The sequence below is a fragment of the Peptoniphilus sp. Marseille-Q6390 genome, from assembly GCF_965119475.1.
Window position 1 is genome coordinate 428,159 of record NZ_CBCPLS010000002.1, and the last position, 24,734, is coordinate 452,892.

Annotated in this window: 18 protein-coding genes, 12 tRNA genes and 3 rRNA genes; 31 read left to right on the forward strand and 2 right to left on the reverse strand. The window is 37.5% G+C overall.

The features are described from left to right. The first annotated feature begins 2 nt into the window (after positions 1 to 2). From argS to ACWPVO_RS08015, 20 genes are all read left to right on the forward strand, one after another. Positions 3 to 1,712, forward strand: a complete 1,710-nt coding sequence (argS, locus tag ACWPVO_RS07920) for an arginine--tRNA ligase (RefSeq protein WP_454207660.1) — start codon at positions 3 to 5, stop codon at positions 1,710 to 1,712. Positions 1,713 to 1,716: 4 nt separating this feature from the next. After that, positions 1,717 to 2,490 carry a hypothetical protein gene (locus ACWPVO_RS07925; RefSeq protein WP_454207662.1) on the forward strand — a complete coding sequence of 258 codons (774 nt, stop codon included), beginning with the start codon at positions 1,717 to 1,719 and terminating at the stop codon, positions 2,488 to 2,490. A gap of 188 nt (positions 2,491 to 2,678) precedes the next feature. Beyond that, positions 2,679 to 3,506: an exodeoxyribonuclease III gene (locus tag ACWPVO_RS07930; RefSeq protein WP_454207664.1), complete on the forward strand. Its 828-nt coding sequence runs from the start codon at positions 2,679 to 2,681 to the stop codon at positions 3,504 to 3,506. 14 nt (positions 3,507 to 3,520) lie between these two features. Further along, a complete protein-coding gene (gene pgeF, locus ACWPVO_RS07935; protein WP_454207666.1) occupies positions 3,521 to 4,243 on the forward strand; it encodes a peptidoglycan editing factor PgeF in 723 nt (240 codons plus the stop codon). 79 nt (positions 4,244 to 4,322) lie between these two features. Further along, the gene (locus ACWPVO_RS07940) at positions 4,323 to 5,432 is read left to right on the forward strand and encodes a tetratricopeptide repeat protein (RefSeq protein ID WP_454207668.1); all 1,110 of its coding nucleotides are present in this window, start codon (positions 4,323 to 4,325) and stop codon (positions 5,430 to 5,432) included. 381 nt (positions 5,433 to 5,813) lie between these two features. Continuing rightward, a 16S ribosomal RNA gene (locus ACWPVO_RS07945) occupies positions 5,814 to 7,338 on the forward strand. A 40-nt stretch (positions 7,339 to 7,378) separates the two neighbouring features. After that, positions 7,379 to 7,454: transfer RNA gene (locus tag ACWPVO_RS07950), tRNA-Ala, on the forward strand. Between the two features lie 129 nt (positions 7,455 to 7,583). Further along, positions 7,584 to 10,430, forward strand: a 23S ribosomal RNA gene (locus tag ACWPVO_RS07955). Between the two features lie 31 nt (positions 10,431 to 10,461). After that, positions 10,462 to 10,578 (forward strand): 5S ribosomal RNA (rrf, locus tag ACWPVO_RS07960). Together the 16S, 23S and 5S rRNA genes with 12 tRNA genes alongside form the textbook arrangement of a ribosomal RNA operon. 21 nt (positions 10,579 to 10,599) lie before the next feature. Further along, a tRNA-Asn gene (locus ACWPVO_RS07965) sits at positions 10,600 to 10,674 on the forward strand. Positions 10,675 to 10,687: 13 nt separating this feature from the next. Continuing rightward, positions 10,688 to 10,776: transfer RNA gene (locus ACWPVO_RS07970), tRNA-Leu, on the forward strand. 28 nt (positions 10,777 to 10,804) lie between these two features. Next, positions 10,805 to 10,881, forward strand: a tRNA-Met gene (locus ACWPVO_RS07975). A 10-nt stretch (positions 10,882 to 10,891) separates the two neighbouring features. Further along, positions 10,892 to 10,966, forward strand: a tRNA-Glu gene (locus ACWPVO_RS07980). Positions 10,967 to 10,970: 4 nt separating this feature from the next. After that, positions 10,971 to 11,046 (forward strand) — tRNA-Val (locus ACWPVO_RS07985). Between the two features lie 5 nt (positions 11,047 to 11,051). Beyond that, a tRNA-Asp gene (locus ACWPVO_RS07990) sits at positions 11,052 to 11,128 on the forward strand. Between the two features lie 54 nt (positions 11,129 to 11,182). After that, a tRNA-Thr gene (locus tag ACWPVO_RS07995) sits at positions 11,183 to 11,258 on the forward strand. 26 nt (positions 11,259 to 11,284) lie between these two features. Further along, a tRNA-Tyr gene (locus tag ACWPVO_RS08000) sits at positions 11,285 to 11,370 on the forward strand. A gap of 26 nt (positions 11,371 to 11,396) precedes the next feature. Then, a tRNA-Gly gene (locus ACWPVO_RS08005) sits at positions 11,397 to 11,471 on the forward strand. Between the two features lie 9 nt (positions 11,472 to 11,480). After that, positions 11,481 to 11,557, forward strand: a tRNA-Arg gene (locus tag ACWPVO_RS08010). Between the two features lie 41 nt (positions 11,558 to 11,598). Further along, positions 11,599 to 11,685: transfer RNA gene (locus ACWPVO_RS08015), tRNA-Leu, on the forward strand. Between the two features lie 194 nt (positions 11,686 to 11,879). Here ACWPVO_RS08015 and ACWPVO_RS08020 read toward each other — a convergent pair. Further along, a complete protein-coding gene (locus ACWPVO_RS08020; protein WP_454207670.1) occupies positions 11,880 to 12,851 on the reverse strand; it encodes a ribonuclease H-like domain-containing protein in 972 nt (323 codons plus the stop codon). 144 nt (positions 12,852 to 12,995) lie between these two features. Here ACWPVO_RS08020 and ACWPVO_RS08025 point away from each other — a divergent pair, with 144 nt between their 5' ends. From ACWPVO_RS08025 to ACWPVO_RS08040, 4 genes are read left to right on the forward strand one after another with little or no spacing between them, the layout of a single operon-like run. Next, positions 12,996 to 14,141 carry a cysteine desulfurase family protein gene (locus ACWPVO_RS08025; RefSeq protein ID WP_454207672.1) on the forward strand — a complete coding sequence of 382 codons (1,146 nt, stop codon included), beginning with the start codon at positions 12,996 to 12,998 and terminating at the stop codon, positions 14,139 to 14,141. 8 nt (positions 14,142 to 14,149) lie between these two features. Continuing rightward, on the forward strand, positions 14,150 to 15,331 hold the full coding sequence (thiI, locus tag ACWPVO_RS08030; protein ID WP_454207674.1) for a tRNA uracil 4-sulfurtransferase ThiI: 1,182 nt from the start codon (positions 14,150 to 14,152) through the stop codon (positions 15,329 to 15,331). Then, the gene (locus ACWPVO_RS08035) at positions 15,321 to 15,893 is read left to right on the forward strand and encodes a LemA family protein (protein WP_454207676.1); all 573 of its coding nucleotides are present in this window, start codon (positions 15,321 to 15,323) and stop codon (positions 15,891 to 15,893) included. Before thiI ends, ACWPVO_RS08035 begins: the two co-directional genes overlap by 11 nt. Positions 15,894 to 15,902: 9 nt before the next feature. Next, positions 15,903 to 16,751, forward strand: a complete 849-nt coding sequence (locus ACWPVO_RS08040; RefSeq protein WP_454207678.1) for a TPM domain-containing protein — start codon at positions 15,903 to 15,905, stop codon at positions 16,749 to 16,751. Here the strand turns inward: ACWPVO_RS08040 and ACWPVO_RS08045 are convergent, their stop codons facing one another. Further along, positions 16,752 to 17,459: a heparan-alpha-glucosaminide N-acetyltransferase domain-containing protein gene (locus ACWPVO_RS08045; RefSeq protein WP_454207680.1), complete on the reverse strand. Its 708-nt coding sequence runs from the start codon at positions 17,457 to 17,459 to the stop codon at positions 16,752 to 16,754. Between the two features lie 462 nt (positions 17,460 to 17,921). Between ACWPVO_RS08045 and ACWPVO_RS08050 the strand changes: the two genes are divergently transcribed. From ACWPVO_RS08050 to ACWPVO_RS08080, 7 genes are all read left to right on the forward strand, one after another. Beyond that, on the forward strand, positions 17,922 to 18,461 hold the full coding sequence (locus ACWPVO_RS08050; protein WP_005958128.1) for a helix-turn-helix domain-containing protein: 540 nt from the start codon (positions 17,922 to 17,924) through the stop codon (positions 18,459 to 18,461). Between the two features lie 10 nt (positions 18,462 to 18,471). Beyond that, complete coding sequence (locus ACWPVO_RS08055; RefSeq protein ID WP_005958158.1) at positions 18,472 to 19,506, forward strand: ABC transporter ATP-binding protein; 1,035 nt, start codon at positions 18,472 to 18,474, stop codon at positions 19,504 to 19,506. Between the two features lies 1 nt (position 19,507). Continuing rightward, positions 19,508 to 20,338, forward strand: a complete 831-nt coding sequence (locus tag ACWPVO_RS08060; protein ID WP_250342215.1) for an ABC transporter permease — start codon at positions 19,508 to 19,510, stop codon at positions 20,336 to 20,338. Continuing rightward, entirely contained in the window at positions 20,338 to 21,120 is a 783-nt protein-coding gene (locus ACWPVO_RS08065) for an ABC transporter permease (RefSeq protein WP_005958152.1), read from the forward strand. Before ACWPVO_RS08060 ends, ACWPVO_RS08065 begins: the two co-directional genes overlap by 1 nt. 8 nt (positions 21,121 to 21,128) lie before the next feature. After that, positions 21,129 to 22,175 (forward strand): ABC transporter substrate-binding protein, encoded by a 1,047-nt coding sequence (locus ACWPVO_RS08070; protein ID WP_454207683.1) that lies wholly within the window; start codon positions 21,129 to 21,131, stop codon positions 22,173 to 22,175. Positions 22,176 to 22,258: 83 nt separating this feature from the next. Further along, the gene (locus ACWPVO_RS08075; RefSeq protein ID WP_005958089.1) at positions 22,259 to 23,287 is read left to right on the forward strand and encodes a hypothetical protein; all 1,029 of its coding nucleotides are present in this window, start codon (positions 22,259 to 22,261) and stop codon (positions 23,285 to 23,287) included. 304 nt (positions 23,288 to 23,591) lie between these two features. Beyond that, the gene (locus tag ACWPVO_RS08080) at positions 23,592 to 24,683 is read left to right on the forward strand and encodes a BMP family lipoprotein (RefSeq protein WP_454207686.1); all 1,092 of its coding nucleotides are present in this window, start codon (positions 23,592 to 23,594) and stop codon (positions 24,681 to 24,683) included. Positions 24,684 to 24,734 lie beyond the last annotated feature (51 nt).

The following is a 24,734-nucleotide window of genomic DNA, read 5'->3' on the forward strand; positions in this document are numbered from 1 at the left end:
AGATGATAAATTTTAGAGAAGAAATAATAAAAATACTTGATGAAAAAATCGAGGGCCTTGATGCCAAAGAAATTGACAAGATGATAGAAGTGCCACCAAATTATGAGCTTGGTGACTTTGCCTTCCCAGTTTTCAGTCTAGCAAAGATTTATAGAAAAAATCCAGCTATGATTGCAGAAGAACTGGCAGGACAAATTGATTCAAAATATTTTGAAAAAGTTGAAAACAAAAATGCTTACCTGAACTTTTACATCAACAAAAGTATTTTAACAGAAGAAATTTTAGAGGAAACTGTAAACCAAAAAGAAAACTTTGGCAAGTCAGAAATAGGAAAGGGGAAAAATATTGTACTAGATTATTCTTCTACAAATATCGCTAAGCCTTTCCACATTGGTCACATTAGATCAACTGTAATTGGAGATTCACTAAAGAGAATTTATAACTTCTTGGGCTATAACACAGTTGCAGTAAATCATTTGGGAGATTATGGAACTCAATTTGGTATGTTAATCTATGCTTACAAGACATGGGGAAACAAAGAAGAAATTGAAAAGGACCCAATCCCTGAACTTTTGAAGCTTTATGTGAAGGTAAATGAAGTTGCAGAAAAGGATGCAGAAGTAAAAGAAGAATGTCGCTATTGGTTTAAGGAACTTGAAAATAAAAATGAAGAAGCTGTAAAAATTTGGAAGTGGTTTAGGGAGATTTCTCTAAAGGAATTCAACAGGGTTTATGATATGCTTGACATCCACTTTGATTCTTACAATGGAGAATCCTTCTACTCTGATATGTTACCTGGTGTAATAAAGGAAATTAGAGATAAAAACTTGTTAGAAGAATCAGAGGGTGCTGAAATTATTAATCTTGAAAAGTACGATCTTCCACCAGCAATCATTGTAAAATCTGATGGTACTTCAATCTATTTGACAAGAGACATCGCTGCTGCAAAATATAGAGAAGAAAACTACAAGCCAGATCAAATTATTTATGTTGTTGCAACACAACAATCTCTACACTTTAAACAACTTCGTGCAGTTTTAAAGGAAATGGGAGAAGACTTTTGGGATAAGATAAATCATGTTGCCTTTGGAATGGTTTCTCTTGAAGATGGAACTCTTTCTACAAGAAGGGGTAAAGTTGTTTACCTTGAAGATGTGCTCAACAAGGCAACGGATAAGGTTCGTGAAATTCTCGATGCAAGAGAAGAAGAGCAGGGTCAAAAAATTGAAAACAAGGAAGAACTTGCACAAACTGTTGGCATTGGTGCAATTAAATTCCAAGAACTTTTCAATGGAAGGATCAAGGACTATACATTTAACTGGGACAAGACACTTTCCTTTGAAGGTGAAACAGGACCTTATGTTCAATACGTTCATGCAAGAATTTGCTCTCTTCTTAAGAAGGGCGATTTTGATATAAATAATGAAATCGACCCAAGCCTACTAACAGAAGAAAGCGAAATAAATATTATTAGGAGCCTTTACAACTTCACTGACGTTGTTGTTGATGCTTGTGAAAAACATGAACCTTACTTCATCACAAGATACACTGTTGAACTTGCAAAGAACTTCAACAAGTTCTACAACCAAACTCAAATCTTAGTTGATGACGAAAAATTAAAAAACACAAGACTTATGCTTTGCTACGCAGTTAAGAATGTAATTGCAAGTGGACTTAACTTGCTTGGCATAAAAGCACCTGAAAAGATGTGATCTGATGAATTTTTTTGAAGACTTACAATTAGTTTATAATAAGGCAGGCAAGGATACCATTTTAAAAATAAAGAAGGCCCCACAATTTTTAATTTTTCCTTTTATATATGGAATTATTTACACTTTGGGATTTTTCTTTATTGGTAACTTCCTTGGAATCTTCCTTGGAGGACTAATGGGATTTGTTACACCACTTATGACGTCCTTAATCTTATCGAGCTATTTTTCTGTTTTAAGTGATTTGATTTACTACAATAGAATTAGTTTTAGAAATTTTTCAAAAACTTTTATGGAATACTTTGCATCAATTTACTCAGTGTTTTTTATCTTGATGATAATTTCATTTTTGATGCCAGCTCTAGGTGGGATGATGGGAGCTACTACACTTATTGGAGCAGTAATAACTCTTGCCCTTAATCCAATTGCTGAGTCAATTTATATTAGGGGAGAGTATTACACATCAGCCTATATTCACTCACTTGAGTTTATGAAGGAAAATTTTCTACTTTGGACTATACCATTTTTGATTTACCTTGGCATACTTCATCTCTTGGGATTTGATTTTGCCTTTATGATTACAGCAAATTCCATTGTAGACCTTCCACTTGGTCAGACGGTGATGACAGGGTTATCTTACCTAAATCCACTCGACCCACAAAATATTAAAATTTTACTTGCCAGCATCATCACAGGTGTCTATGCAATCTTTAGGGGTAACCTCTACAGGATATTAGTTGGTTCAACAAGAAGAAAGAGAGCCTATATGGGCGAGTTATAAAATTTAAATCAAGACTTGACTTCGGTCAGGTCTTTTTTTATTGCAAACTTTTTGTGATTTAATAAATTTAGTTTAACTATCAAAATTTAAATTTAAATTCAAAAGCTGATAAATAAAATCAAATTAAGATTGAATGAAAAAAATCTATTTGATAGGATTGAAGTATAAAATAAAATTGGAGGAATAAAATGAAAATAATTTCGTGGAATATAGATTCAATTAACGCAGCGCTAACAAGCGACTCAAATAGAGCTCAAATGTCGAGAGAAGTTCTCGCAACAATATTAAGAGAAGATCCAGACATAATTGCAATTCAAGAGACAAAACTTCCTAAGGGTGGTCCTAGTAAAAAACACAAGGAAATCTTAGCAGAAATGTTCGCCGACTACGACTATGTTTTTGTTTCATCAGAAGAACCTGCGCGAAAGGGTTATGCTGGCAACATGGCACTCTTTAAGAAGGGACTTGAGCCTACCGTAACTTTTCCAAAGATAGATGCGCCAGACACAATGGACTTTGAAGGAAGAATTATAACTTTAGAGTTTGACGACTTCTTCCTTACTCAAGTCTACACACCAAATGCAGGTGGCGAATTAAAAAGACTCCCACTTAGACAAATTTGGGACGAAAAGTATGGTGAATACCTATCAAGTCTTGATGAAATCAAACCTGTAATTGCAACGGGTGACTTTAACGTTGCTCACAAAGAGATTGACCTTGCCAACCCAGATGGCAATAGGATGTCAGCAGGCTTTACTGATGAAGAAAGGCAAGGCTTCACTAATTTATTAGACAGGGGATTCACTGATACCTTTAGACACATCCATGGAGATGTAGAAGGAGTTTACACTTGGTGGGCACAAAGAGTTAAGACTTCAAAGATAAACAACTCGGGCTGGAGAATTGACTACTTTATTGTTAGTGACAGGATCAAAGACCTTGTTAAAGATTCAAAAATGATTGACTCTGGAGAAAGACAAGATCACACACCAATCCTATTGGATATTAATTTGTAAAAAAGAGATTTAAAATGAAATCAAAATTTTTAGAAGAAAATGGAATTGCAAACTTAATAAGTGGAATGGAATATTCCCTTTCCTATGCAAAGGAGGGCGACAAGGTCAAAGACTATGTAGCTGATATGTTAAGGCGAATGGAAATCTCGCCAGATGAAATTTATTCTTGTATCCAAACCCACACAGATAAAATAGAATATTGTGATGGAGAAAGTGGAAGTGACTTTGTCTATGGAAGAAACTTTCCAGACACCGATGGACTTGTGACAGATAAGAAAAATCTTGCCCTCTTGTTAAAGTTTGCCGATTGCACTCCCATAGTTCTCTATGACAAAAATAAAAAAATTCTCTCAATAGTTCATTCTGGTTGGAGGGGAGCTCAAAAGAAAATTCCTAAAAAAGCCATAGAAAAAATGAAGAGGGACTTTGATTCAGACCCAAGTAATATACTCGCCTACATTGGTCCCAACATTGACATAGAAAACTATGAAGTTGGAGAAGAAGTTTATAAAGAGTTTAAAGACTTTGGGACCAGAGAAAAGTTCTTCAAAAAAATTGGAGGGACTTGGCATCTTTCTATGACTGATGTTAATAAGGAAATCCTACTAGAGTCAGGTATAGATGAAGAAAACATAGATGTCTGCAAGGAGTCAACTTACAAAAATTTAGACCTACATTCTGCAAGAAGAGAAGGTAAGGCCTATGGACTTAACTCCATGATAGTCATGATGAGATAAAATTGAAAATCTAGTTTTAATCTGTTAGTATTTAAAATATTATTAGAAGATAAATGAGATTAGAAATAGAGGAAAATTAATGGAAAATCTTTTTAAAGAAGAAATTAATAAAAAATTAAAAAATTTAGTTTTTATAGACTTAAAAGAAGAATACCACTTGGAAGATGTTAATCTGCCAGTGGGTTTTTCCTTGCCCATAAAGTTGGATTATCTTATAGAAGGAATAAAAGAAAAAGAACTTGAAGAAGAGATTAATCTTGAAAAAATAGTTGAAGCCATGGTCTACCTACTTGGAATTGACAGTGAATTTAAATACTCTAAAGACTATAAGGAAATTTTAAAAAAATTAAAAATAGATTTAAAAAATTATGCAATGCACAAGGCCTATATAAGTCAAGAAGAAGATCCCTTAGATTCCTATATCTTCTTAAAGGGTTATGAAGAAGTGGTAGGAGAAGACCCAGACATAATTTTTAAAGAAGCAAACATCTTAGAGGCACTTTACAATCAAATTCATGAAGAAGAATATGAGAAAAGTGAGAAGCTATTAAATTTTATAATTAAAAAGTACAACAAGGTCTTAAATTTAGATGAGACCTACTCGTTGGCATACTATAGGTTAGCTTACATCAACCTAGCGCTAGGTAAATTTATAAAGGCAAACATGTACTTTGAAAAGTTTATAAACCTGTCAAAAGATGAAGAACTCAAAGACCAAGTGAGAAAAGAATTAGAAATAATAAGAAACAATGTTAGTTTTGATTCAGCAAAAACTTATCTATCCTATGGGGACTATGACAAAGCATTAAATCAACTAGAAAGTATTAGTGAAGACTTTGATAAGGATGAATCCTTCTATTACACTTACGCACTTTCTTATTACAACATGGGGGACCTGGATAAGGCTGAAGAGTATGGGAAGTTATCAGTGGAAAAGAAAACCACAGAAGAAAATATAAACCTACTTGCTACGATCTATGCAGGAAGACAAGAGTTCACAAGATCAATTGAAATATTAGAACTTGGATTAGAAGAAATAGAAGACTCATATCCATTGAATTACAATATGGGAATAATCTACCTCAATATGAATGAAAAAGAACAGGGACTAGAATATTTAGAAAGAGCTAATAAGTTGAACCCAAATAAGGAACTAGAAAGCTTTATTAAAAATTTAAAAAACTCTTGACAGTTAAAAAAGAAAATAGTAATATATAGCAGTTGTCAAAAAAACAGCTGCTATATATTTTTTTTACAAAAAAGAATAAAAAACAGTTGACAGATAATTTTCTAGATGCTAATATATAGAAGTTGTCACTTAAAGACAGCAAAAAAACTACTGGTTAGTTAAGTAAAAACAAAATAAAAAAATTGTAAAAAATACTTGACAAAGAAAAAACGCGGTAGTATAATAAACAAGCTACTTCAAAAAGGTAGCAAAAGAAACATGATAATTAAATAGTGTGAAGATAAACAAATTCGTGATAGAATCACAGATTCTTGTCAAAGAATCAAAAAGCAAACCAGATATTCGTTTAGTTTTGAGAAAACTAATGAGTCATACAAATTTTTAATTGAGAGTTTGATCCTGGCTCAGGACGAACGCTGGCGGCGCGCTTAACACATGCAAGTCGAGCGATGAAACCTTAACAGAACCCTTCGGGGCGAAGATAAGATGGATTAGCGGCGGACGGGTGAGTAACACGTGAGTAACCTGCCTTAGACATTGGGATAGCCTCGGGAAACCGGGATTAATACCAAATGAAATCACATATGCACATGCATAAATGATCAAAGCTCCGGCGGTCTAAGATGGACTCGCGTCCCATTAGCTAGTTGGTGAGGTAACGGCCCACCAAGGCGACGATGGGTAGCCGGCCTGAGAGGGTGAACGGCCACATTGGAACTGAGAAACGGTCCAAACTCCTACGGGAGGCAGCAGTGGGGAATATTGCACAATGGAGGGAACTCTGATGCAGCGACGCCGCGTGAACGAAGAAGGCTTTCGAGTCGTAAAGTTCTTTTATATGGGAAGATAATGACGGTACCATAAGAAAAAGCCCCGGCTAACTACGTGCCAGCAGCCGCGGTAATACGTAGGGGGCTAGCGTTGTCCGGAATCACTGGGCGTAAAGGGTTCGCAGGCGGAAATGCAAGTCAGGTGTAAAAGGCAGTAGCTTAACTACTGTAAGCATTTGAAACTGCATATCTTGAGAAGAGTAGAGGTAAGTGGAATTTTTAGTGTAGCGGTGAAATGCGTAGATATTAAAAAGAATACCGGTGGCGAAGGCGACTTACTGGGCTCATTCTGACGCTGAGGAACGAAAGCGTGGGTAGCAAACAGGATTAGATACCCTGGTAGTCCACGCTGTAAACGATGAGTGCTAGGTATCGGAATAATTCGGTGCCGCAGTTAACACATTAAGCACTCCGCCTGGGGAGTACGTGCGCAAGCATGAAACTCAAAGGAATTGACGGGGACCCGCACAAGCAGCGGAGCATGTGGTTTAATTCGAAGCAACGCGAAGAACCTTACCAGGGCTTGACATACTGAGGACCGGTATAGAGATATACCCTCTTCTTCGGAAGCCTCAATACAGGTGGTGCATGGTTGTCGTCAGCTCGTGTCGTGAGATGTTCAGTTAAGTCTGGCAACGAGCGCAACCCCTATCTTTAGTTACCAGCATTTCGGATGGGGACTCTAAAGAGACTGCCGATGATAAATCGGAGGAAGGTGGGGATGACGTCAAATCATCATGCCCTATATGCCCTGGGCTACACACGTGCTACAATGGAAGATACAAAGGGAAGCGAAATAGTGATATTAAGCAAACCTCAAAAAGTCTTTCCCAGTTCGGATTGTACTCTGCAACTCGAGTACATGAAGATGGAGTTGCTAGTAATCGCAGATCAGAATGCTGCGGTGAATGCGTTCCCGGGTCTTGTACACACCGCCCGTCACACCATGGAAGCTTGTAATACCCGAAGCCTGCGAGCAAACCGTAAGGAAGCAGCAGTCGAAGGTAGGATAGGTGACTGGGGTGAAGTCGTAACAAGGTAGCCGTATCGGAAGGTGCGGCTGGATCACCTCCTTTCTAAGGAAAATAATCTTCACACTATTTTAATTATATATATGGGGGTATAGCTCAGTTGGGAGAGCGCCTGCCTTGCAAGCAGGAGGTCAGGAGTTCGAATCTCCTTATCTCCACCATGAATAGCATGAAAATGCTACTCTGAACCTTCTTTGAAAAAAGAAGAGAACCATAACAACTTAAAAACTAATCAAAATTTCTTAAACAAACAATTAAACTGGAAATAAACAGAAATGTTTATTAACAAAGGTCAAGTTAAAAAGAGCACTAGGTGAATGCCTAGGCACCAAGAGGCGACGAAGGACGTGACAAGCTGCGAAAAGCTACGGAGAGGAGCAAATATCCATTGACCCGTAGATATCCGAATGGGGAAACCCACCGTAAGGTATCCTATAGCCAATCCATAACTATAGGAAGCGAACCAGGTGAACTGAAACATCTAAGTAACCTGAGGAAAAGAAAGAAAACTCGATTCCCTGAGTAGCGGCGAGCGAACGGGGAAGAGCCCAAAGTGTAAAAAGAGACAATAGCCAGCCAAATAATCTGGGAAGATTAACCAAAGAAGGTAAGAGTCCTGTAGGCGAAAGCGAAGATATCCGACACAAAAGAGTACCACGGAACACGAGAAATTCAGTGGGAAGATGGGGGGACCACCCCCTAAGGCTAAATACTACTTGGTGACCGATAGCGAACAAGTACCGTGAGGGAAAGGTGAAAAGAACCCCGAGAGGGGAGTGAAATAGAATCTGAAACCTAGTGTTTACAAGCAGCGAAAGTGGCATACGCCACGATCGTGTACTTTTTGTAGAACGGGCCAGCGAGTTACGATTACTAGCAAGGTTAAGCATTACAGATGCGGAGCCGAAGCGAAAGCGAGTCTAAATAGGGCGAAAGTTAGTGGTTGTAGACCCGAAACCGTGTGATCTATCCATGAGCAGAGTGAAGTTGAAGTAAAATTCAATGGAGGCTCGAACCGGGTAACGTTTAAAAGTTATCGGATGACTTGTGGATAGGGGTGAAAAGCCAAACGAACACGGAGATAGCTGGTTCTCCTCGAAATAGCTTTAGGGCTAGCCTCTAGTAAGACATGAAAAGGGGGTAGAGCACTGATTGGTTGCGGGGCATGCATATGTTACCAAAACCTATCAAACTCCGAATACCATATCATGCGCTAGGGAGTCAGACTATGTGGGATGAGCTTCATAGTCGAAAGGGAAAGAGCCCAGACCATCAGCTAAGGTCCCAAAATTATAGTTAAGTGGGAAAGGATGTGGAGTTACTGAGACAACTAGGATGTTGGCTTAGAAGCAGCCACTCATTTAAAGAGTGCGTAATAGCTCACTAGTCAAGTGACTCTGCGCCGAAGATAACCGGGGCTAAACTATATACCGAAGCTATGGAACGAATAACGTTGGTAGAGGAGCAATGTATGAAGGACGAAGCATAAGCCGTAAGGCAGTGTGGACATCATACAAGAGAGAATGCTGGCATGAGTAGCGAGAGGTGAGTGAGAATCTCACCCGTCGAAAACCCAAGGATTCCTGAGCAAGGCTCGTCCACTCAGGGTAAGTCGGGACCTAAGGCGAGGCTGAAAAGCGTAGTCGATGGACAACAGGTTGAAATTCCTGTACCGATACAATCGTTAAAGGAAGTGGGGACGCAGGAGGATAATAAGAGCGCCCAGTTGGTGAGGCGTGCAAGCGCAAAGTCTGGAGAGTAGGCAAATCCGCTCTCCGAAAAGGATGAAGCGTAATGCGGATCGAAAACAAGTAGAGAAGCTTATGACTCCACACTGCCAAGAAAAGCCACTACAAGAGAAGTATCGCCCGTACCGTAAACCGACACAGGTAGGTGAGGAGAGAATCCTAAGACGAGCGGAAAAACCTTTGTTAAGGAACTCGGCAAAATGACCCCGTAACTTCGGGAGAAGGGGAGCCCCTGTAACAGGGGGCCGCAGTGAAAAGGCCCAAGCGACTGTTTACCAAAAACACAAGTTTCTGCTAAGTCGAAAGACGAAGTATAGGAGCTGACACCTGCCCGGTGCTGGAAGGTTAAGGGAAAAAGTTAGCGCAAGCGAAGCTTAGAACTGAAGCCCCAGTAAACGGCGGCCGTAACTATAACGGTCCTAAGGTAGCGAAATTCCTTGTCGGGTAAGTTCCGACCCGCACGAAAGGTGTAACGATTTGGGCACTGTCTCAACAAAGGATCCGGTGAAATTGTAGTAGCGGTAAAGATGCCGCTTACCCACGACAGGACGGAAAGACCCCGTGGAGCTTTACTGTAGGCTGAGATTGAATTTTGGGATTAAATGTACAGAATAGGTGGGAGGCAGAGAATTAGGTACGCCAGTATCTAAGGAGCCACCGTTGGGATACCACTCTTTTAATGCTAGAATTCTAACCTAACCCCATGAATCTGGGGAAGGGACACTCTCAGTTGGACAGTTTGACTGGGGCGGTCGCCTCCGAAAGAGTAACGGAGGCGTTCAAAGGTTCCCTCAGCACGGATGGAAATCGTGCGTAGAGTATAAAGGCAGAAGGGAGCTTAACTGCGAGACCAACAAGTCGAGCAGATGCGAAAGCAGGACTTAGTGATCCGGTGGTACCGAGTGGAAGGGCCATCGCTCAACGGATAAAAGCTACCCCGGGGATAACAGGCTTATCTCCCCCAAGAGTCCACATCGACGGGGAGGTTTGGCACCTCGATGTCGGCTCGTCTCATCCTGGGGCTGAAGTAGGTCCCAAGGGTTGGGCTGTTCGCCCATTAAAGAGGCACGCGAGCTGGGTTCAGAACGTCGCGAGACAGTTCGGTCCCTATCCGTCGTGGGCGTAGGAAATTTGAGAGGAGCTGTCCTTAGTACGAGAGGACCGGGATGGACAAACCTCTGGTGCACCAGTTGTACTGCCAAGTGCATAGCTGGGAAGCTAAGTTTGGAAGGGATAAGAGCTGAAGGCATCTAAGCCCGAAGCCCCCCTCGAGATGAGATTTCCCTCGAAAGATAAGACCCCTAGAAGAAAATTAGGTAGATAGGCTCAAGGTGTAAGTGTAGCAATACATTCAGCTAGCGAGTACTAATAGGTCGAAGACTTGACCAAAGAGTTAAAGGAAGATTAGTTTTTAAGTTAATCTGGTGAGAATAGGACAATGGACACACCTGTACCCATACCGAACACAGAAGTTAAGCATTAGTCCGCTGATGGTACTTGGTTGGCAACGACCTGGGAGAGTAAGTTATCGCCAGAAAGGGACAAAAGTCCCCAATAGTCTTAGGTAGCTCAATGGTGGAGCAACCGGCTGTTAACCGGTAGGCTGTGGGTTCGAGTCCCACCCTGAGAGCCATTAAAAAAGATAAGCCGGGGTGGCGGAACTGGCAGACGCACAGGACTTAAAATCCTGCGGTGGTTAAACACCGTATCGGTTCGATTCCGATTCTCGGCACCAAAAAGAAATAGTAGCCGGGTAAAAATGACGCGGGATGGAGCAGCATGGTAGCTCGTCGGGCTCATAACCCGAAGGTCGGAGGTTCAAATCCTTCTCCCGCTACCAAATTTTATAAGGCCCTGTGGTCAAGCGGTTAAGACACCACCCTTTCACGGTGGTATCCCGGGTTCGATTCCCGGCAGGGTCACCAAGATGGACGCATAGCTCAGTTGGGAGAGCATCTGCCTTACAAGCAGGGGGTCATAGGTTCGAGCCCTATTGTGTCCACCAAAGTTGGCCTGGTAGTTCAGTTGGTTAGAATGCCAGCCTGTCACGCTGGAGGTCGTCGGTTCGAGCCCGATCCAGGTCGCCAATTAAATTTATATAGCAAATTTGTTTCAAATGTGTTATGATTAATAAGTGAGATGCTGGTGTAGCTCAATTGGTAGAGCAACTGACTTGTAATCAGTAGGTTAGGGGTTCAAGTCCTCCCACCAGCTCCAAAAAATCTTATAGGGACTTACAACATGGAGGAGTTCCCGAGTTGGCCAAAGGGGACGGACTGTAAATCCGTTAGTTTAACTTTCAGTGGTTCAAATCCACTCTCCTCCACCAAAAATTTTATATAAGATAATTATTATGCGGATGTGGCTCAGTGGTAGAGCATCGCCTTGCCAAGGCGAGGGTCGCGAGTTCGAATCTCGTCATCCGCTCCATTTTTTTATGTATCCTTAGCTCAGCTGGATAGAGCGTCTGGCTACGGACCAGAAGGCCGGGGGTTCGAATCCTCTAGGATACGCCACAAAAACTTGTAATTTTTATTACAAGCTTTTTTTTGCCCATGCAGGAGTGCTGGAATCGGCAGACAGGCATGTTTGAGGGGCATGTGCGAGAAATCGCGTGAGGGTTCAAGTCCCTCTTTCTGCACCATGAAGACTACTTATTGACTTAAGTAGTCTTTTTTTATTGCTTTTAAAAATTTCACTAGCTAGCTGAGTTAATTAATTTCAATAAAAAACTTGGATTACTCCAAGTTTTTAATAAATTTATAATTTGATTTATTGTATTCTAAATGTTTTAATCTAAAAGTGTGATTTGTTTATAATTACAATTTTCTCAGGACCTCATCTTCCAATGTTTGTTAATTCTAGGTCTAATATCTTCTTGCATAGGTCTTTTTGGTTTTCAAAGACATGGCCTTTGTAATATAGGATTAGGATTTTTGAAGGGCTTTTAAGTTTACTTTTGTTTTCTAAGTCTAATGGGAAGTCTTTTTTTAATATAAAGTAGCATTTATTATTATCATCGTATAGGCCATCTTCTGTATTTATTTTTATGACAAAATCTTTTTTATATTCTTTTAGATCCAAAAATGAAACTTTTTCTTCCAAACTATTAAAAATTTCTAGGTTATACAATCCTCTTGATGCAAAGTAGTCTTCTGGATAATTAGTTTTTCCTCGTAAGACTATGGTGTTTCCCAATAATTCAAAATCTTCTAAGGTAAAGTCACTAGATGACACATCAAAACTAAGTTTTGATTTCAAACTTTCCCTAATTTTTTCATCTAATAAAATTAAATTATTTAGACTTTCTAAGGAGTAGTCCAAGATCCTATCCATTGATGACTTGTCGCCCTCTATAAACTTTTTGAAAAGTGATTTTATTTTAATCCCTTGATAGTCTTTCTCTTTTGATAAGTTAGAAGTGTCTAAAAAATTTTCTAAAAGAACTCTGTTAGAATGTGATGGAAGTTTGAAAACAAAGTTGTAGGATTTTGTAACTTCTTGAAGATCAATAAATTTAAAATCAAAATCTTTTGAGAAATACATTTGGCTCTTGGTCTTTAAAAATCCTAAGTCAAAGGACTTGCCTGCATAAGTTATAAAAACTTTCCCGTCAATAAGTGGAAGGATTTCTTCTAACAAAAATCTTTCGTCTTTAAAACTTTCCACATAATAAATTTTTATTTTATCAGAGTCCTTCTCTGCAAGACCAATGGATATAATTGAGTCCAAGTCTCTTGAGAGTCCTGATGTTTCTATTTTTAAATAATTTCTCTGTGGTGGAGAAATTTCTCTTTTTAAAACTTTCACGTTATCACCATCTTAAGTATAACATTAAAAATTTTTTATTCTTATAAAAATTCTCATTAAATAGTCTCAAGGTTAGAAATCAACCTGCAAGTCATGTTATAATATAGAATTAGTAGAAAGTAAGAATAGATAGAAGGATGTTATATGATATATTTAGATAATTGTGCAACTACAAAACCTGACAAAGAAGTTGTTGAAGTAATGATTAAGGCTCTTACTGATGACTTTGCCAATCCGTCTTCACTTCACAGCTTTGGTCACAGGGTTGAAAAGGAAATAGATGTCGCAAGGAAGAATGCAGCTAGCCTTATTGGAGCTCAGGCAGAAGAAATTTATTTCACTTCTGGAGGGACTGAAAGCAACAACATTGCCGTTCATGGTGCAATAGAAAAAAACAAGAGAAGGGGCAAGAAGATAATAACTTCTGCCATTGAACACGCATCTATTGACGACCAATTTAAACACTATAGGGAAAGGGGATACGAGGTTGTCTATCTTGATGTAGATGAAACAGGTGCTGCCGACATAGAAAAGTTTAAGGAAGTCATGGATGAGGATACAATACTAGTTTCTCTCATCTATGTTCACAACGAATTGGGAACTGTTAATAGGGTCAAGGAAATTTTTGAAATTGCTAAGTCTATTAACAAGGACGTTTTTTGCCATGTTGATGGAGTCCAAGCAGTTGGGAAAATTCCTGTAGATGTTAAGGACCTAGGCTGTCATACTTTTTCTTTCTCATCTCACAAGATTTATGGACCAAAGGGAATGGGAGCCCTTTATAAAAGAAAAGATGTTAATATAAATAGCCTTGTAATTGGTGGAGGCCAAGAAAAGGGTCTTAGGTCAGGAACCGAAAATGTGCCAGGCATTCTTGGCTTTGGCAAGGCCTGTGAACTAACAAAGAGAGACTTAGACAAGAGACTTGCTCACGCAAACGAAATTAAAGAATATTTACTTAAGAAGTTGGAAGAAAATCTGGAAGACTATAAGATCAACACTCCAGAATACTCCACAGACTTTATTGTTTCTCTTTCCATATTAGATATTAGGGCAGAAGTCCTCCTTCACTACCTAGAAGGGGACGAAATTTATATTTCAACTGCCTCTGCTTGCACCTCTAATGGGACTCACAAGTCTACAACTCTTGAACAAATTGGACTTTCTAATAAGTATGCTGAGGGAACTATAAGAATTTGTACTTCTAAGGACACGACAAGGGAAGATATAGATATTTTTGTAGAAAAATTAATAAAATATGTTGATGAAATAAGAAAAATAATGAGATAGGTGATTGAATGAAAAAAGTTATGGCACTTTCACTTGGGGAAGTCATCCTCAAGGGGAAAAACAGGCACAGGTTTATAGAGAAGCTAATTAAATCTGTTAAGAGAAATCTTAGAAATCTCGACCACGGAAGAATTTACCACAACATGGGTAAAATCTACGTGGAAGTAAGTGGCGACAATGAGGATAAATTAATAAATAGATTAAAACACGTTTTTGGGATTGTCTATATTGCGCCAACTTATGAGGTAGAAACAAATTGGGAGACAATTGAAGAAGCAGTTGTAAAAATTGTAGATGAAACTTTAAAAGACCATCCAGAATACAAAAATTTCAAGGTTAAGACAAATAGGGGGGATAAAAAGTTCCCACTTAATTCCATGGAAATTTCTGCAAAAATTGGTGGCATGGTATTAAAGAACTTTGACATCAAGGTTGACGTTCATGAACCAGACTTTTTTGTTTACTGCGATTTGAAAAAGGATACCTATATTTATGTAGATAAGATTAAAGCACATGGCGGACTTCCAACAGGAACAAATGGCAGGGGACTTCTTCTCCTATCAGGGGGGATTGACTCTCCAGTTGCAGGATTTTTAATGGCGAAAAGAGGAGTCCTAGTGGATTGCCTTCACTTCCATTCCTATCCCTTCACATCTGAAAGAGCAGAAGAAAAGGTTAAAAAGCTTGCAGAAGATATTTCAAACTTCTCAGGAGAATTGACTTTTTATTCAGTAAACATCTTGGATATCCAAAAGGAAATAAATATGAACTGTCCTGAAGACGAAATGACTATTATTTCAAGAAGGTTTATGATGAGGGTTGCAGATAAGATTGCAAGAGACAATGGTTATGACTGCATAATCACAGGTGAAAACTTGGGACAAGTTGCATCACAAACTATTGACGGCCTCAAGGTAACTGACGCTATCACAGATAAGATAGTCTTTAGACCTCTTATTGGAATGGATAAGGTAAATATAATTGACATAGCCAAGGACATAGATACTTATGAGACATCAATCCTTCCTTATGAAGATTGCTGTACAGTATTCTTGCCAAAACACCCACTTTTGACTCCGACAATTGATGGAATAGAAAAGTCTGAAGAGCCACTTGACTGTGACAAGTTAGTGGAAGAAGCCATAGGTAAAATGAAAATTGAAAAAATAGGAGGAAGCGATGAAGAATAAAAACAGGGGCGGCGCTGGAATTATTGCCATTATAGCCGTAGTTGTTGTAATTGCAATTTTTTTCGGTGGCCAATGGAACAATCTAGTTAAGCTAGATGAAGATGTTAATGGTGCTTGGGCACAAGTCCAAAACCAAGTAAAAAGACGTGCTGACTTGATTCCAAATATTGTAGAAACTGTTAAGGGTTACGCAGGTCACGAAAAGGAAACTTTCACAGAAATAACTAAGGCTCGTGCAGGTGTTACTGAAGCATCTTCACCTAAGGAACTTGCTGAAGCCAACGACAACTTGACAGAAGCTATTAGTAGACTTAATGTTGTTGTGGAAAATTATCCTGAATTAAAGGCAAATCAAAACTTTTTAGACCTACAAGCACAACTTGAAGGAACTGAAAATAGGATTGCCACAGAAAGAATGAGATACAACGAAACAGTTAAGACTTACAACCAAAAGGTTAGAAGGTTCCCAACAAATATAATTGCAAAAATATTAGGATTTGGACCAAGAGATTATTTTGAAGTTTCAGAAAAGGACAATCAAGTACCAGAAGTTAAGTTTTAGGTGATTGCTATGAAAAAATTGTTAGCCACAATTTTATTTGTATTCACTTTGGTCTTTAATGTCTACGCTTTTGACAAGGACCAAATGCATTACAATGTCTATGACGAGACAAACACCCTAAGCCAAGAGACTATAGACTATCTGAACAAAACCACTTATGACTTGAAAAAGAAAACTGGTGGAGAGATAGGGGTTGTTATTGTAAAAAGCTTAGAGGGTAATAGCCTTGAAGAGTATGCCACAAAGATTTTTAATGATATAGGGATTGGCGACAAAGACAAGAACAATGGAGTCCTAATCCTACTTGCCCTACTTGATGATAATAATAAGTTGGTAAAAATAGAACCTGGCTATGGAGCAGAAGGATTTATTACTGACGCTTATGCATCGAGAATCACTAGAGCAATGGCGAGGGTTGTTGCTGAAAATGAAAATGACAGACCCTTTGAGAAGGCAGTCCTTGAAGGATACGCTCAAATAATAAAATTATATGAGGGAGAATATGGCGTTGACATTGTGGCAAGAGAGCCACAAGAAGCCATTGATTATTCTGACGACGATGATTATAGAGAAGAAGATCCCTTCTTGGCGATTTTTAAATTAATCGTCATCATTGCTATCATTTCTTTAATTTTTAGAAATAAAAATGATGATGGACCTGGTGGCGGAAGTGGACCAGGAAGTAGGAGAAGACAAAGACCAGTAATCTTCTGGGGGCCAGGTTCCTTTGGAGGCTATGGTGGCTTCGGAGGATCAGGTGGTTTCGGTGGATCATCTGGCGGATTTGGCGGCGGAGGCTTTGGAGGCTTCGGCGGAGGAGGTTCCTCTGGTGGCGGAGGTGCCAGCGGAAGACTTTAATCAAGAGCCAAAGATAAGAGAAAAAATTCCAATCAAAAGAATTTGATGGAGAAAATAAATTAAAAGAGAATGCCTGCCCATGATATTGATAATATTGTGGGAGGCTTCTTTTTTTGTAAATTTTACTAAGTCAAAGAGGAAGTAGCCCATGTAAAATAAAAATATCCAGGGGATAAGAGGGAAGTAGTCTCCTGATGAAAACTTATCGCTTGGTAGACCAAGTATAAATAAGTTCAAATCATAAAGGAACTTGGGAGGAGTAATCTTTCCAAATAAAATATTTCCATAGTAAATTCTCTTTAGGCTAACAAATAAAATTGCATTTATAATAAGTCCAATCCTTGGGCTTATTTTTTTTATGTAATTTTTTATAAGTATGTGGATCAAAGTCGCAAGTGCAAAGAAGTGAATGATGCCAAAATAAATTGCATCTTCTTTGGAGTAGATGTAGGACCCAAGAGTGATTAAGAGAGCAAGTCCAGCTAAGATTAAAAATTTCTTTTTAAAATTATTGGAAAAGTGACTTGAGTAACCTGAAATCAATATAAAAGAAATGCAAATATATTGTTGGTAGTAATAAAAGTTGTGGTTGAAGTTAAAGCCATAAAAATTTTCAAGGTCAAAGAGACCGTGATAAATTATCATATTTATAATAGTAAAGCCACGCAAAAAATCTATGGCATTGTATCTTTTCTTAATTGTATCCATTCTTACACCTCAGAAAAATTATAACACAAATAAGGGAGTGGAAACTAAGAGTAAGATGTTGACTTGATAAAAATTATGAATTTGTAAAAGATATGAAGTTATAAAAACTTATAAAATTGTAAACAAATACTTGTTGAGAAATTTTTATGTTCTTCTAGTTTTTTATTTAAAATTATTTAGTCATAAGATAGATGTAAAATCCCTTTAAGATAAATCCCACAAGGATTCCAAAAATAAAAATTAAAAAATTTTTCATAAGTCCCTCCTTAATAAATAAAATATATTAAACATAGAGGGGAAGCAAGAAGAAAATGATTATAAAATAAAATTATTTAGTAAATTATATTTTACAAAAAATTTAATAAAATAAATTCCAGAATCTATTGACTTTAAATATCTTAACATTTATACTCTAATGAGTTTAATAATTTAAGTAATTTGTTTAATATTATAGGTGATGCAATGAATATTGGAAATAAAATAAGAGAAATGAGAATTGAAAAAGGACTTACTCAAGAGGAGCTGGCAGACAGGTCAGAACTCACTAAGGGTTTCATTTCTCAAATCGAAAGAGATTTGACATCGCCATCTGTCGACTCTCTTTTAGATATACTTGAGGCCCTTGGTACTGACCCCGGCCTTTTTTTTAAGAGGGAAGAAAATGAAAAAATAATCTTCAATGAAGAGGACTTTTTTGAAAGTGAAAATGAAGAACTTAGCTATGTCTTAGACTGGGTTGTTCCCAATGCACAAAAAAACCAAATGGAGCCCATGAGGATTTTAATTAAACCCGGTGGAAGGTCCAAGGAGGTCCAGCCCTATGAGGGTGAGGAGTTTGGCTTTGTCCTAAGGGGATCTGTCAAACTCTATTATGGAAGTGACGAGTACAAGGTGAAGAAGGGTGAGTGCTTTTACTTTAAGGCGACTAAGTCACATTATTTAACAAATGAAGGAAAGTGCGATACTGAGATTTTGTGGATATCATCTCCACCAAATTTTTAGGCGGTGAAATATGGAAAATTATGTAATTGAATTAAAAAATATTAGCAAGAGCTTTGGCGACAATGTAATTTTAGAAAATTTTGACTTTAAGGTAAAAAAGGATGAGTTCCTTACAATTCTTGGACCATCAGGTTGTGGCAAGACTACAATTTTAAGATTAATTGGTGGTTTTGAGGAGCCAGATGAGGGACAAATTCTTTTTAATGGAGAGGACATAACAAACAAGGAAGCCTATGAGAGAAGAATCAACACAGTTTTCCAAAAGTATGCTCTCTTTCCTCACATGAATGTCTTTGACAACATTGCCTTTGGCCTAAAGATTAAAAAGATGGACAAGAAAGTCATCAAGGAAAAGGTAAAGGAAGTTTTAAAGCTTGTTAACCTTGTGGGTTTTGAAAACAGAGAGATAGAGTCCCTATCAGGTGGTCAACAACAAAGAATTGCCATTGCAAGAGCTCTTGTAAATGAGCCAGACGTTCTTTTGCTTGACGAACCACTTGGAGCTCTTGACTTAAAACTAAGACAGGCCATGCAGATTGAGCTTAAGAGAATTCAAAAAAGTGTTGGTATAACTTTCATTTACGTAACTCACGACCAAGAAGAAGCCCTTTCCATGAGTGACACTGTTGTTGTTTTAAACAACGGCGAGATCCAACAAATGGATAGTCCAATAAATATTTACAACGAACCAAAGAATGCCTTTGTCGCAGACTTTATTGGCGAATCAAATATTATTAAGGGAAGGATGCTTGAGGACTTCAAGGTAAGATTTTTAGATTATGACTTTCCTTGCGTTGACAAGGGATTTAAGGTCAATGAAGATGTTGAAGTAGTAGTGAGGCCTGAAGATGTTATCTTAGTTGACGAAAACTACCAAGTTGAAGGGACTGTAACAAGTCTTGTCTTTAAGGGAGTTCACTATGAAATGACAGTAGATATTGGCGGCTACTCTATGCTTGTTCAATCAACAGAAAAAAGAGAAGTGGGAGAGAAGACAGGCATAATAATTAAACCAGACCTAATTCATGTTATGAGGTTAAGTTAATATGAAAAAATTTTCATTGATTTATTTATTTTGGGGCCTAGTATTTATTGTCTTCCCACTATTTTTAATACTTGCCCATTCCTTGAGCTCTAACACAGACTTGGCAGATTTTGCCTTTACCCTTGACAACTTCTCAAGGTTTTTTGAGCCCCTTTATGTAAAAATTCTACTTACATCTCTTGTATTGGCAGGGGTATCTACTATATTGTGCCTTATTATTGGCTATCCAGTGGCATATATAATTTCACAAATGAGTGAAAAAGTAAGAAACAACATGATTTTAATTTTTATAATTCCAATGTGGATGAACTTCCTCTTGAGGACTTATGCTTGGCTTACCCTTCTTGGCAACAAGGGCCTAATCAATAAATTTATTGGACTTTTTGGCTGGGGACCCTGGAACCTTATGTACAATTCCAAGGCCATAATGATAGGCATGGTTTACAACTTCTTGCCATTTATGGTTTTGCCAATTTATACTGTCCTATTAAAAATGGATAAGAAACTAATTGAAGCTGCAAAGGACCTTGGAGCTAATGACTTCAAAGTTTTTATGAAGGTTATACTTCCACTTTCCCTACCAGGAATTTACACAGGTATAACCATGGTATTTATACCGGCAATTTCAACTTTTGTTGTGCCAAACTTGTTAGGAGGAAATAACTTCTACTTAATTGGTAACTTAATTGAAAAACAATTTACCTTTACAGGAGATTGGGGATTTGGATCTGCAATTTCCATGATTCTAATTGTAATTATGCTTTTGATTTTAATTATTCCAAAGTTGTTTAATGGAAAAATAAAAACTAGCGAAATAGGAGGTGGCTTATAATGAAAAAATTAATAGATAGGATTTACTTATTTTTAATATTTTTATTCTTATATGCACCGATTATCATCTTAGTTGTCTTTAGTTTTAACAACTCCAAGCTAAGAGGGTCTTGGGCAGGTTTTACCCTAAAGTGGTACAAAAATTTATTTGCTGACCCAGCAATTTTATCTTCACTTTGGACTACACTTATAGTAGCAGTGGTTGCAACAGTAATTTCAACTATTGTCGGAACTATTTCTGCCATTGCCATAAATGAACTTAGGGGCTTCAAAAAGGATGCCATCCTAAATATAAATTATTTGCCAGTAATTAACCCTGACATTGTAACAGCAGTTGCTCTTATGGGCCTCTTTGGACTTTTTAACATAAGAATGGGATACACAACAATGATAATTTCACACATTGTCTTCTGCATTCCCTATGTTATTCTTTCCATCTTGCCAAAGTTAAATCAACTGCAAAAAAATACAGTTGAAGCAGCCCTTGACCTAGGCGCTACTCCAACTTATGCCATATTAAATGTGGTGATTCCACAAATTAAACCTGCAATATTAACTGGAGCGCTAATGTCCTTTACACTTTCCATTGATGACTTTGTAATTTCCTTCTTCAACACAGGACAAGGAGTATCAAATCTTTCAATAACAATTTACTCCATGGCGAGAAAGGGAATCAATCCATCAATAAATGCAGTATCAACATTGATGCTAGTAGCACTTTTAATCCTTCTTGTGATAATCAACAAGAGAAGTGAAAAAATGAAAAAAATCGAGGTAATCTAATGAAACACATGAAAAAAATTATTTTGGCTCTTGCTATCCTAATGGTATTTTCCCTAACAGGATGTGGCAAAGAGGAAACAGCAAAAGAAGAAATTTATGTTTACAACTGGGGAGAATATATTGACCCACAAATCCTAAAGGACTTCCAAAAGGAAACCGGCATCAAGGTAAATTATGATACTTATGCATCAAATGAAGACCTTTATATTAAGATGACCCAATCACAAGACAAGTACGATGTGGTTGTGCCTAGCGACTACATGATTGAAAGACTAATCAAAGAAGGACTTGTAAGAGAAATTGACTTTAGTAAGATTCCAAACTTTGCAAATGTTGAAGATATTTTAAAGAATCCAAGCTTTGATCCTGAAAACAAATACTCTGTTCCATACTTCTGGGGAACTGTGGGAATTATATACAACAAGGCAGAAGTTAAGGACAAGGTTGATTCATGGGATATACTTTGGAATGAAAAGTATAAGAACCAAATAATTATGTACAACTCACAAAGAGATACTCTTGGAGTTGCTCTTAAGAGACTGGGATATTCTTTAAACTCAACAAATGAAAAGGAACTACAAGAAGCCAAGAAGTCACTAATAGAACAAAAGCCTCTAGTATATGCTTATCTTGATGATGATGGACGTGATGTTGTAGTCCAAGGAGATGCAAACCTATCTGTAATGTACTCAGGAGATGCCCTTCTTATGATGCAACAAAACGAAGACCTTGACTATGTAGTGCCAAAGGAAGGCTCTAACATTTGGTACGACTCCATGGTTATTCCTAAGAATGCAAAAAATGTTGAAGGCGCAGAAAAATTTATAAATTACATGCTTGAAAAAGAAGTTCAAGCAAAAAATGTTGAGCACTGTGTAGGTTACACTTCACCAGTAAAGGGAGTGAAAGACCTTCTACCAGATGAAATTAAAAACTCAAAGGTTGCTTATCCAGACTTTGACAAACTACCACCACTAGAATCCTTTAGGGACCTAGGAGACTTTATAAAAGTTTATGATAGGATCTGGACAGAAATAAATGCTTCTAATCTTTAATATGCTAATAAATTTGTTTATTTTAAGGCCTCCATGTGATATCATGTATATTAAGCGAAATGTTTTCATAATGGAGGTTTAAAATGAACGAGAGAATAAAAAAGCTTGTGGTTTTTGCAATTTTCATACTAGTACTTATGTTAGCTTCTCTAACTGCTTTTTTCAGTAAGTCTCTTATGTGGCCAAACGCTGACGTAGACAGGGAGTTCGACGGAATTCTTTTTAACAATGCTGATGGAGTAGAAAATCTACAAGTTACAAGATCCATGGCAAAAGAAGGCCAAGAAAATCTAATAAAATACGACATAAAATTTAATTACACAGGCGAAGATTCAACTGCAAGAATATTAGGTACTCCTAATAGACAAATTTTCTTTGGCGAAGGAATTACTTATAGCAAGTCAAAGGTCAACCTAAAGGGAGACTTTGACAAAATTAACAAATCTCTTTTCGAAGAAAAATTAAAATTAAAGGTAAAAGATTTTTATAATAAGACTGACAACAAGGACTTTAAGGCAGTGAGTGAAGTGAAACTAGCCTTAAAGGAAAAAGTTGGCGAATATGAATTCACAGTTTACTATCCAGCAAACCCACTTTATTTTTCAGGTGGACAAAAGGTTGAAGATGCTTCAATATTTGTAACAAATGCAAAGGTAGAAAATTGGACTGAATCAATTAAGTCAAACAACAGTGTAAAGGAAGCTTACACAAACTCAGGTTATTATGTAAATAAAATTGAATTAATTAACCAAGGACTAATAAATAAAATTTCCCTTATTAACACAGCAAGCACTGTTATCTTCTTAGTATTAACACTAGGAGTAATAGCTTTAACTTGGTTTGATAGGGGTAACTTTAAAATTTATCTTGGCGCCCTCTTCCTAATGATTCCTACTTTCTACAGGTTCATGGACAAGGGAACAAGCAACCTTGGTGTTCTTATAGCCTATCCAATCTTAGGATTTATTGCCTCAATCGTAGCAAGACTACTTGCATCTGATGGAGACTTCACACTAAGTGGCAAAGAAATGAAACAATCAGTTGCATTTTTATTAATGTACTTTGTTTTTTCACTTGTATTCTTTATGATACCAAGAGTATTCATTGGATAAGTAAATATTTTTCAAAAGCTCAATATTATATTGGGCTTTTTTTATTGCAAATTTTTAATAAAAGCTTAGGACTATGTGAAAATAAAAAGAATTAGGATTTTGTGAGAATTAAAAAATTAATTTTAGGAGCTTTGTAATAGGCTATGAGTTTATAAAGTCTTATGAACAATTTAACTTTTATGAATTATTGAATATTTCCAAGTAAAATAAAAATTGTAAAGACATAGGAAAACTTTTTTATTGAAATTGAAATAATAGTAAATTTAATATATAATTTAATTAAATCATTATAGGAGGATTTTAAATGAAGAAGAAACTTACACTACTTTCTGTGTTATTGATTGCAATGACACTTGTTGCTTGTGGTGGCGGCAACAAAAAAGAAGCAGATGGAAATGCTGCAAACGCTACTAAGGAAACAGCTGAAGCTAAGTCAGATATTGACGTTGGTTTTGTAACTGACGAAGGAGGAGTTAATGACCAATCCTTTAACCAAGGAGTTTGGGAAGGACTTCAAAAGGCTAAAGAAGAACTTGGAATCAAGGCGGACTATGTAGAATCTAAGGACACTAAGGATTACACTCCTAACCTAGAAACTTTTGCTGACCAAAACAAAAACCTTATTGTTGGTGCTGGTTTCAAAATGGGTGGAGCAATAACTGAAGCTGCAGGCATGTATCCAGAAACAAACTATGCAATAGTTGACGTTGACGTTACAGTTGATAAAGATGGTAACAAGGTTGAAGCTCCTTCAAACCTACTTGGAATTATGTTTAGGGCTCAAGAACCTTCTTTCCTAGTTGGTTATATTGCTGGTATGACTACTGAAACTAACAAGGTTGGTTTCGTTGGTGGCCAAGAAGGTAACATTATTTGGGGATTCGAATATGGTTACAAGGCTGGTGTTGATTACGCAGCTAAAGAAAGAGGCGTTGACATCGAAGTTCTTAGCCAATACGTTGGTGACTTCTCCGACGCTCAAAAGGGTAAATCAATCACTGCTACAATGTACCAAAACGGTGCTGACGTAGTATTCCACGCAGCTGGTGGAGCAGGCGAAGGTGTTATCGAAGCTGCTAAAGAAGCTGACAAGTGGGTAATTGGTGTTGATAGAGACCAAAGCGACAGAGCTCCTGAAAATGTATTAACTTCTGCAATGAAGAACGGCGATGTTGCTGTTTACCAAGTTGTAAAAGACATGCAAGAAGGTAAATTCCAAGGTGGAAGAACTGTTGAACTTGGTCTAGCTGACGATGGAGCAGTAGGTATTGCACCAACTTCTGACAAGAATGTTAAGCCTGAAATTTTAAAATCAGTTGAAGAAATCACTAAAAAGATTATTTCTGGCGAAATCAAAGTTCCTTACAACGAAGAAACTTACAACCAATACAAATAAGTTTATAAAGTCATCTCTTAGGAGTCATCTAGGGGATGACTTTTTTTAATG

What these genes read in the sequence shown, in the direction of transcription:
- ACWPVO_RS08050 (WP_005958128.1), top strand. Translation starts at nt 17,922, where the DNA reads ATGAATATTGGAAATAAAATAAGAGAAATGAGAATTGAAAAAGGACTT.
- ACWPVO_RS07940 (WP_454207668.1), top strand. Translation starts at nt 4,323, where the DNA reads ATGGAAAATCTTTTTAAAGAAGAAATTAATAAAAAATTAAAAAATTTA.
- pgeF (WP_454207666.1), top strand. Translation starts at nt 3,521, where the DNA reads ATGAAATCAAAATTTTTAGAAGAAAATGGAATTGCAAACTTAATAAGT.
- ACWPVO_RS08025 (WP_454207672.1), top strand. Translation starts at nt 12,996, where the DNA reads ATGATATATTTAGATAATTGTGCAACTACAAAACCTGACAAAGAAGTT.
- ACWPVO_RS08040 (WP_454207678.1), top strand. Translation starts at nt 15,903, where the DNA reads ATGAAAAAATTGTTAGCCACAATTTTATTTGTATTCACTTTGGTCTTT.
- ACWPVO_RS08035 (WP_454207676.1), top strand. Translation starts at nt 15,321, where the DNA reads ATGAAGAATAAAAACAGGGGCGGCGCTGGAATTATTGCCATTATAGCC.
- ACWPVO_RS08045 (WP_454207680.1), bottom strand. Translation starts at nt 17,459, where the DNA reads ATGGATACAATTAAGAAAAGATACAATGCCATAGATTTTTTGCGTGGC.
- ACWPVO_RS08080 (WP_454207686.1), top strand. Translation starts at nt 23,592, where the DNA reads ATGAAGAAGAAACTTACACTACTTTCTGTGTTATTGATTGCAATGACA.
- argS (WP_454207660.1), top strand. Translation starts at nt 3, where the DNA reads ATGATAAATTTTAGAGAAGAAATAATAAAAATACTTGATGAAAAAATC.
- ACWPVO_RS08060 (WP_250342215.1), top strand. Translation starts at nt 19,508, where the DNA reads ATGAAAAAATTTTCATTGATTTATTTATTTTGGGGCCTAGTATTTATT.
- ACWPVO_RS08065 (WP_005958152.1), top strand. Translation starts at nt 20,338, where the DNA reads ATGAAAAAATTAATAGATAGGATTTACTTATTTTTAATATTTTTATTC.
- ACWPVO_RS08070 (WP_454207683.1), top strand. Translation starts at nt 21,129, where the DNA reads ATGAAAAAAATTATTTTGGCTCTTGCTATCCTAATGGTATTTTCCCTA.
- ACWPVO_RS08055 (WP_005958158.1), top strand. Translation starts at nt 18,472, where the DNA reads ATGGAAAATTATGTAATTGAATTAAAAAATATTAGCAAGAGCTTTGGC.
- ACWPVO_RS07930 (WP_454207664.1), top strand. Translation starts at nt 2,679, where the DNA reads ATGAAAATAATTTCGTGGAATATAGATTCAATTAACGCAGCGCTAACA.
- thiI (WP_454207674.1), top strand. Translation starts at nt 14,150, where the DNA reads ATGAAAAAAGTTATGGCACTTTCACTTGGGGAAGTCATCCTCAAGGGG.
- ACWPVO_RS07925 (WP_454207662.1), top strand. Translation starts at nt 1,717, where the DNA reads ATGAATTTTTTTGAAGACTTACAATTAGTTTATAATAAGGCAGGCAAG.
- ACWPVO_RS08075 (WP_005958089.1), top strand. Translation starts at nt 22,259, where the DNA reads ATGAACGAGAGAATAAAAAAGCTTGTGGTTTTTGCAATTTTCATACTA.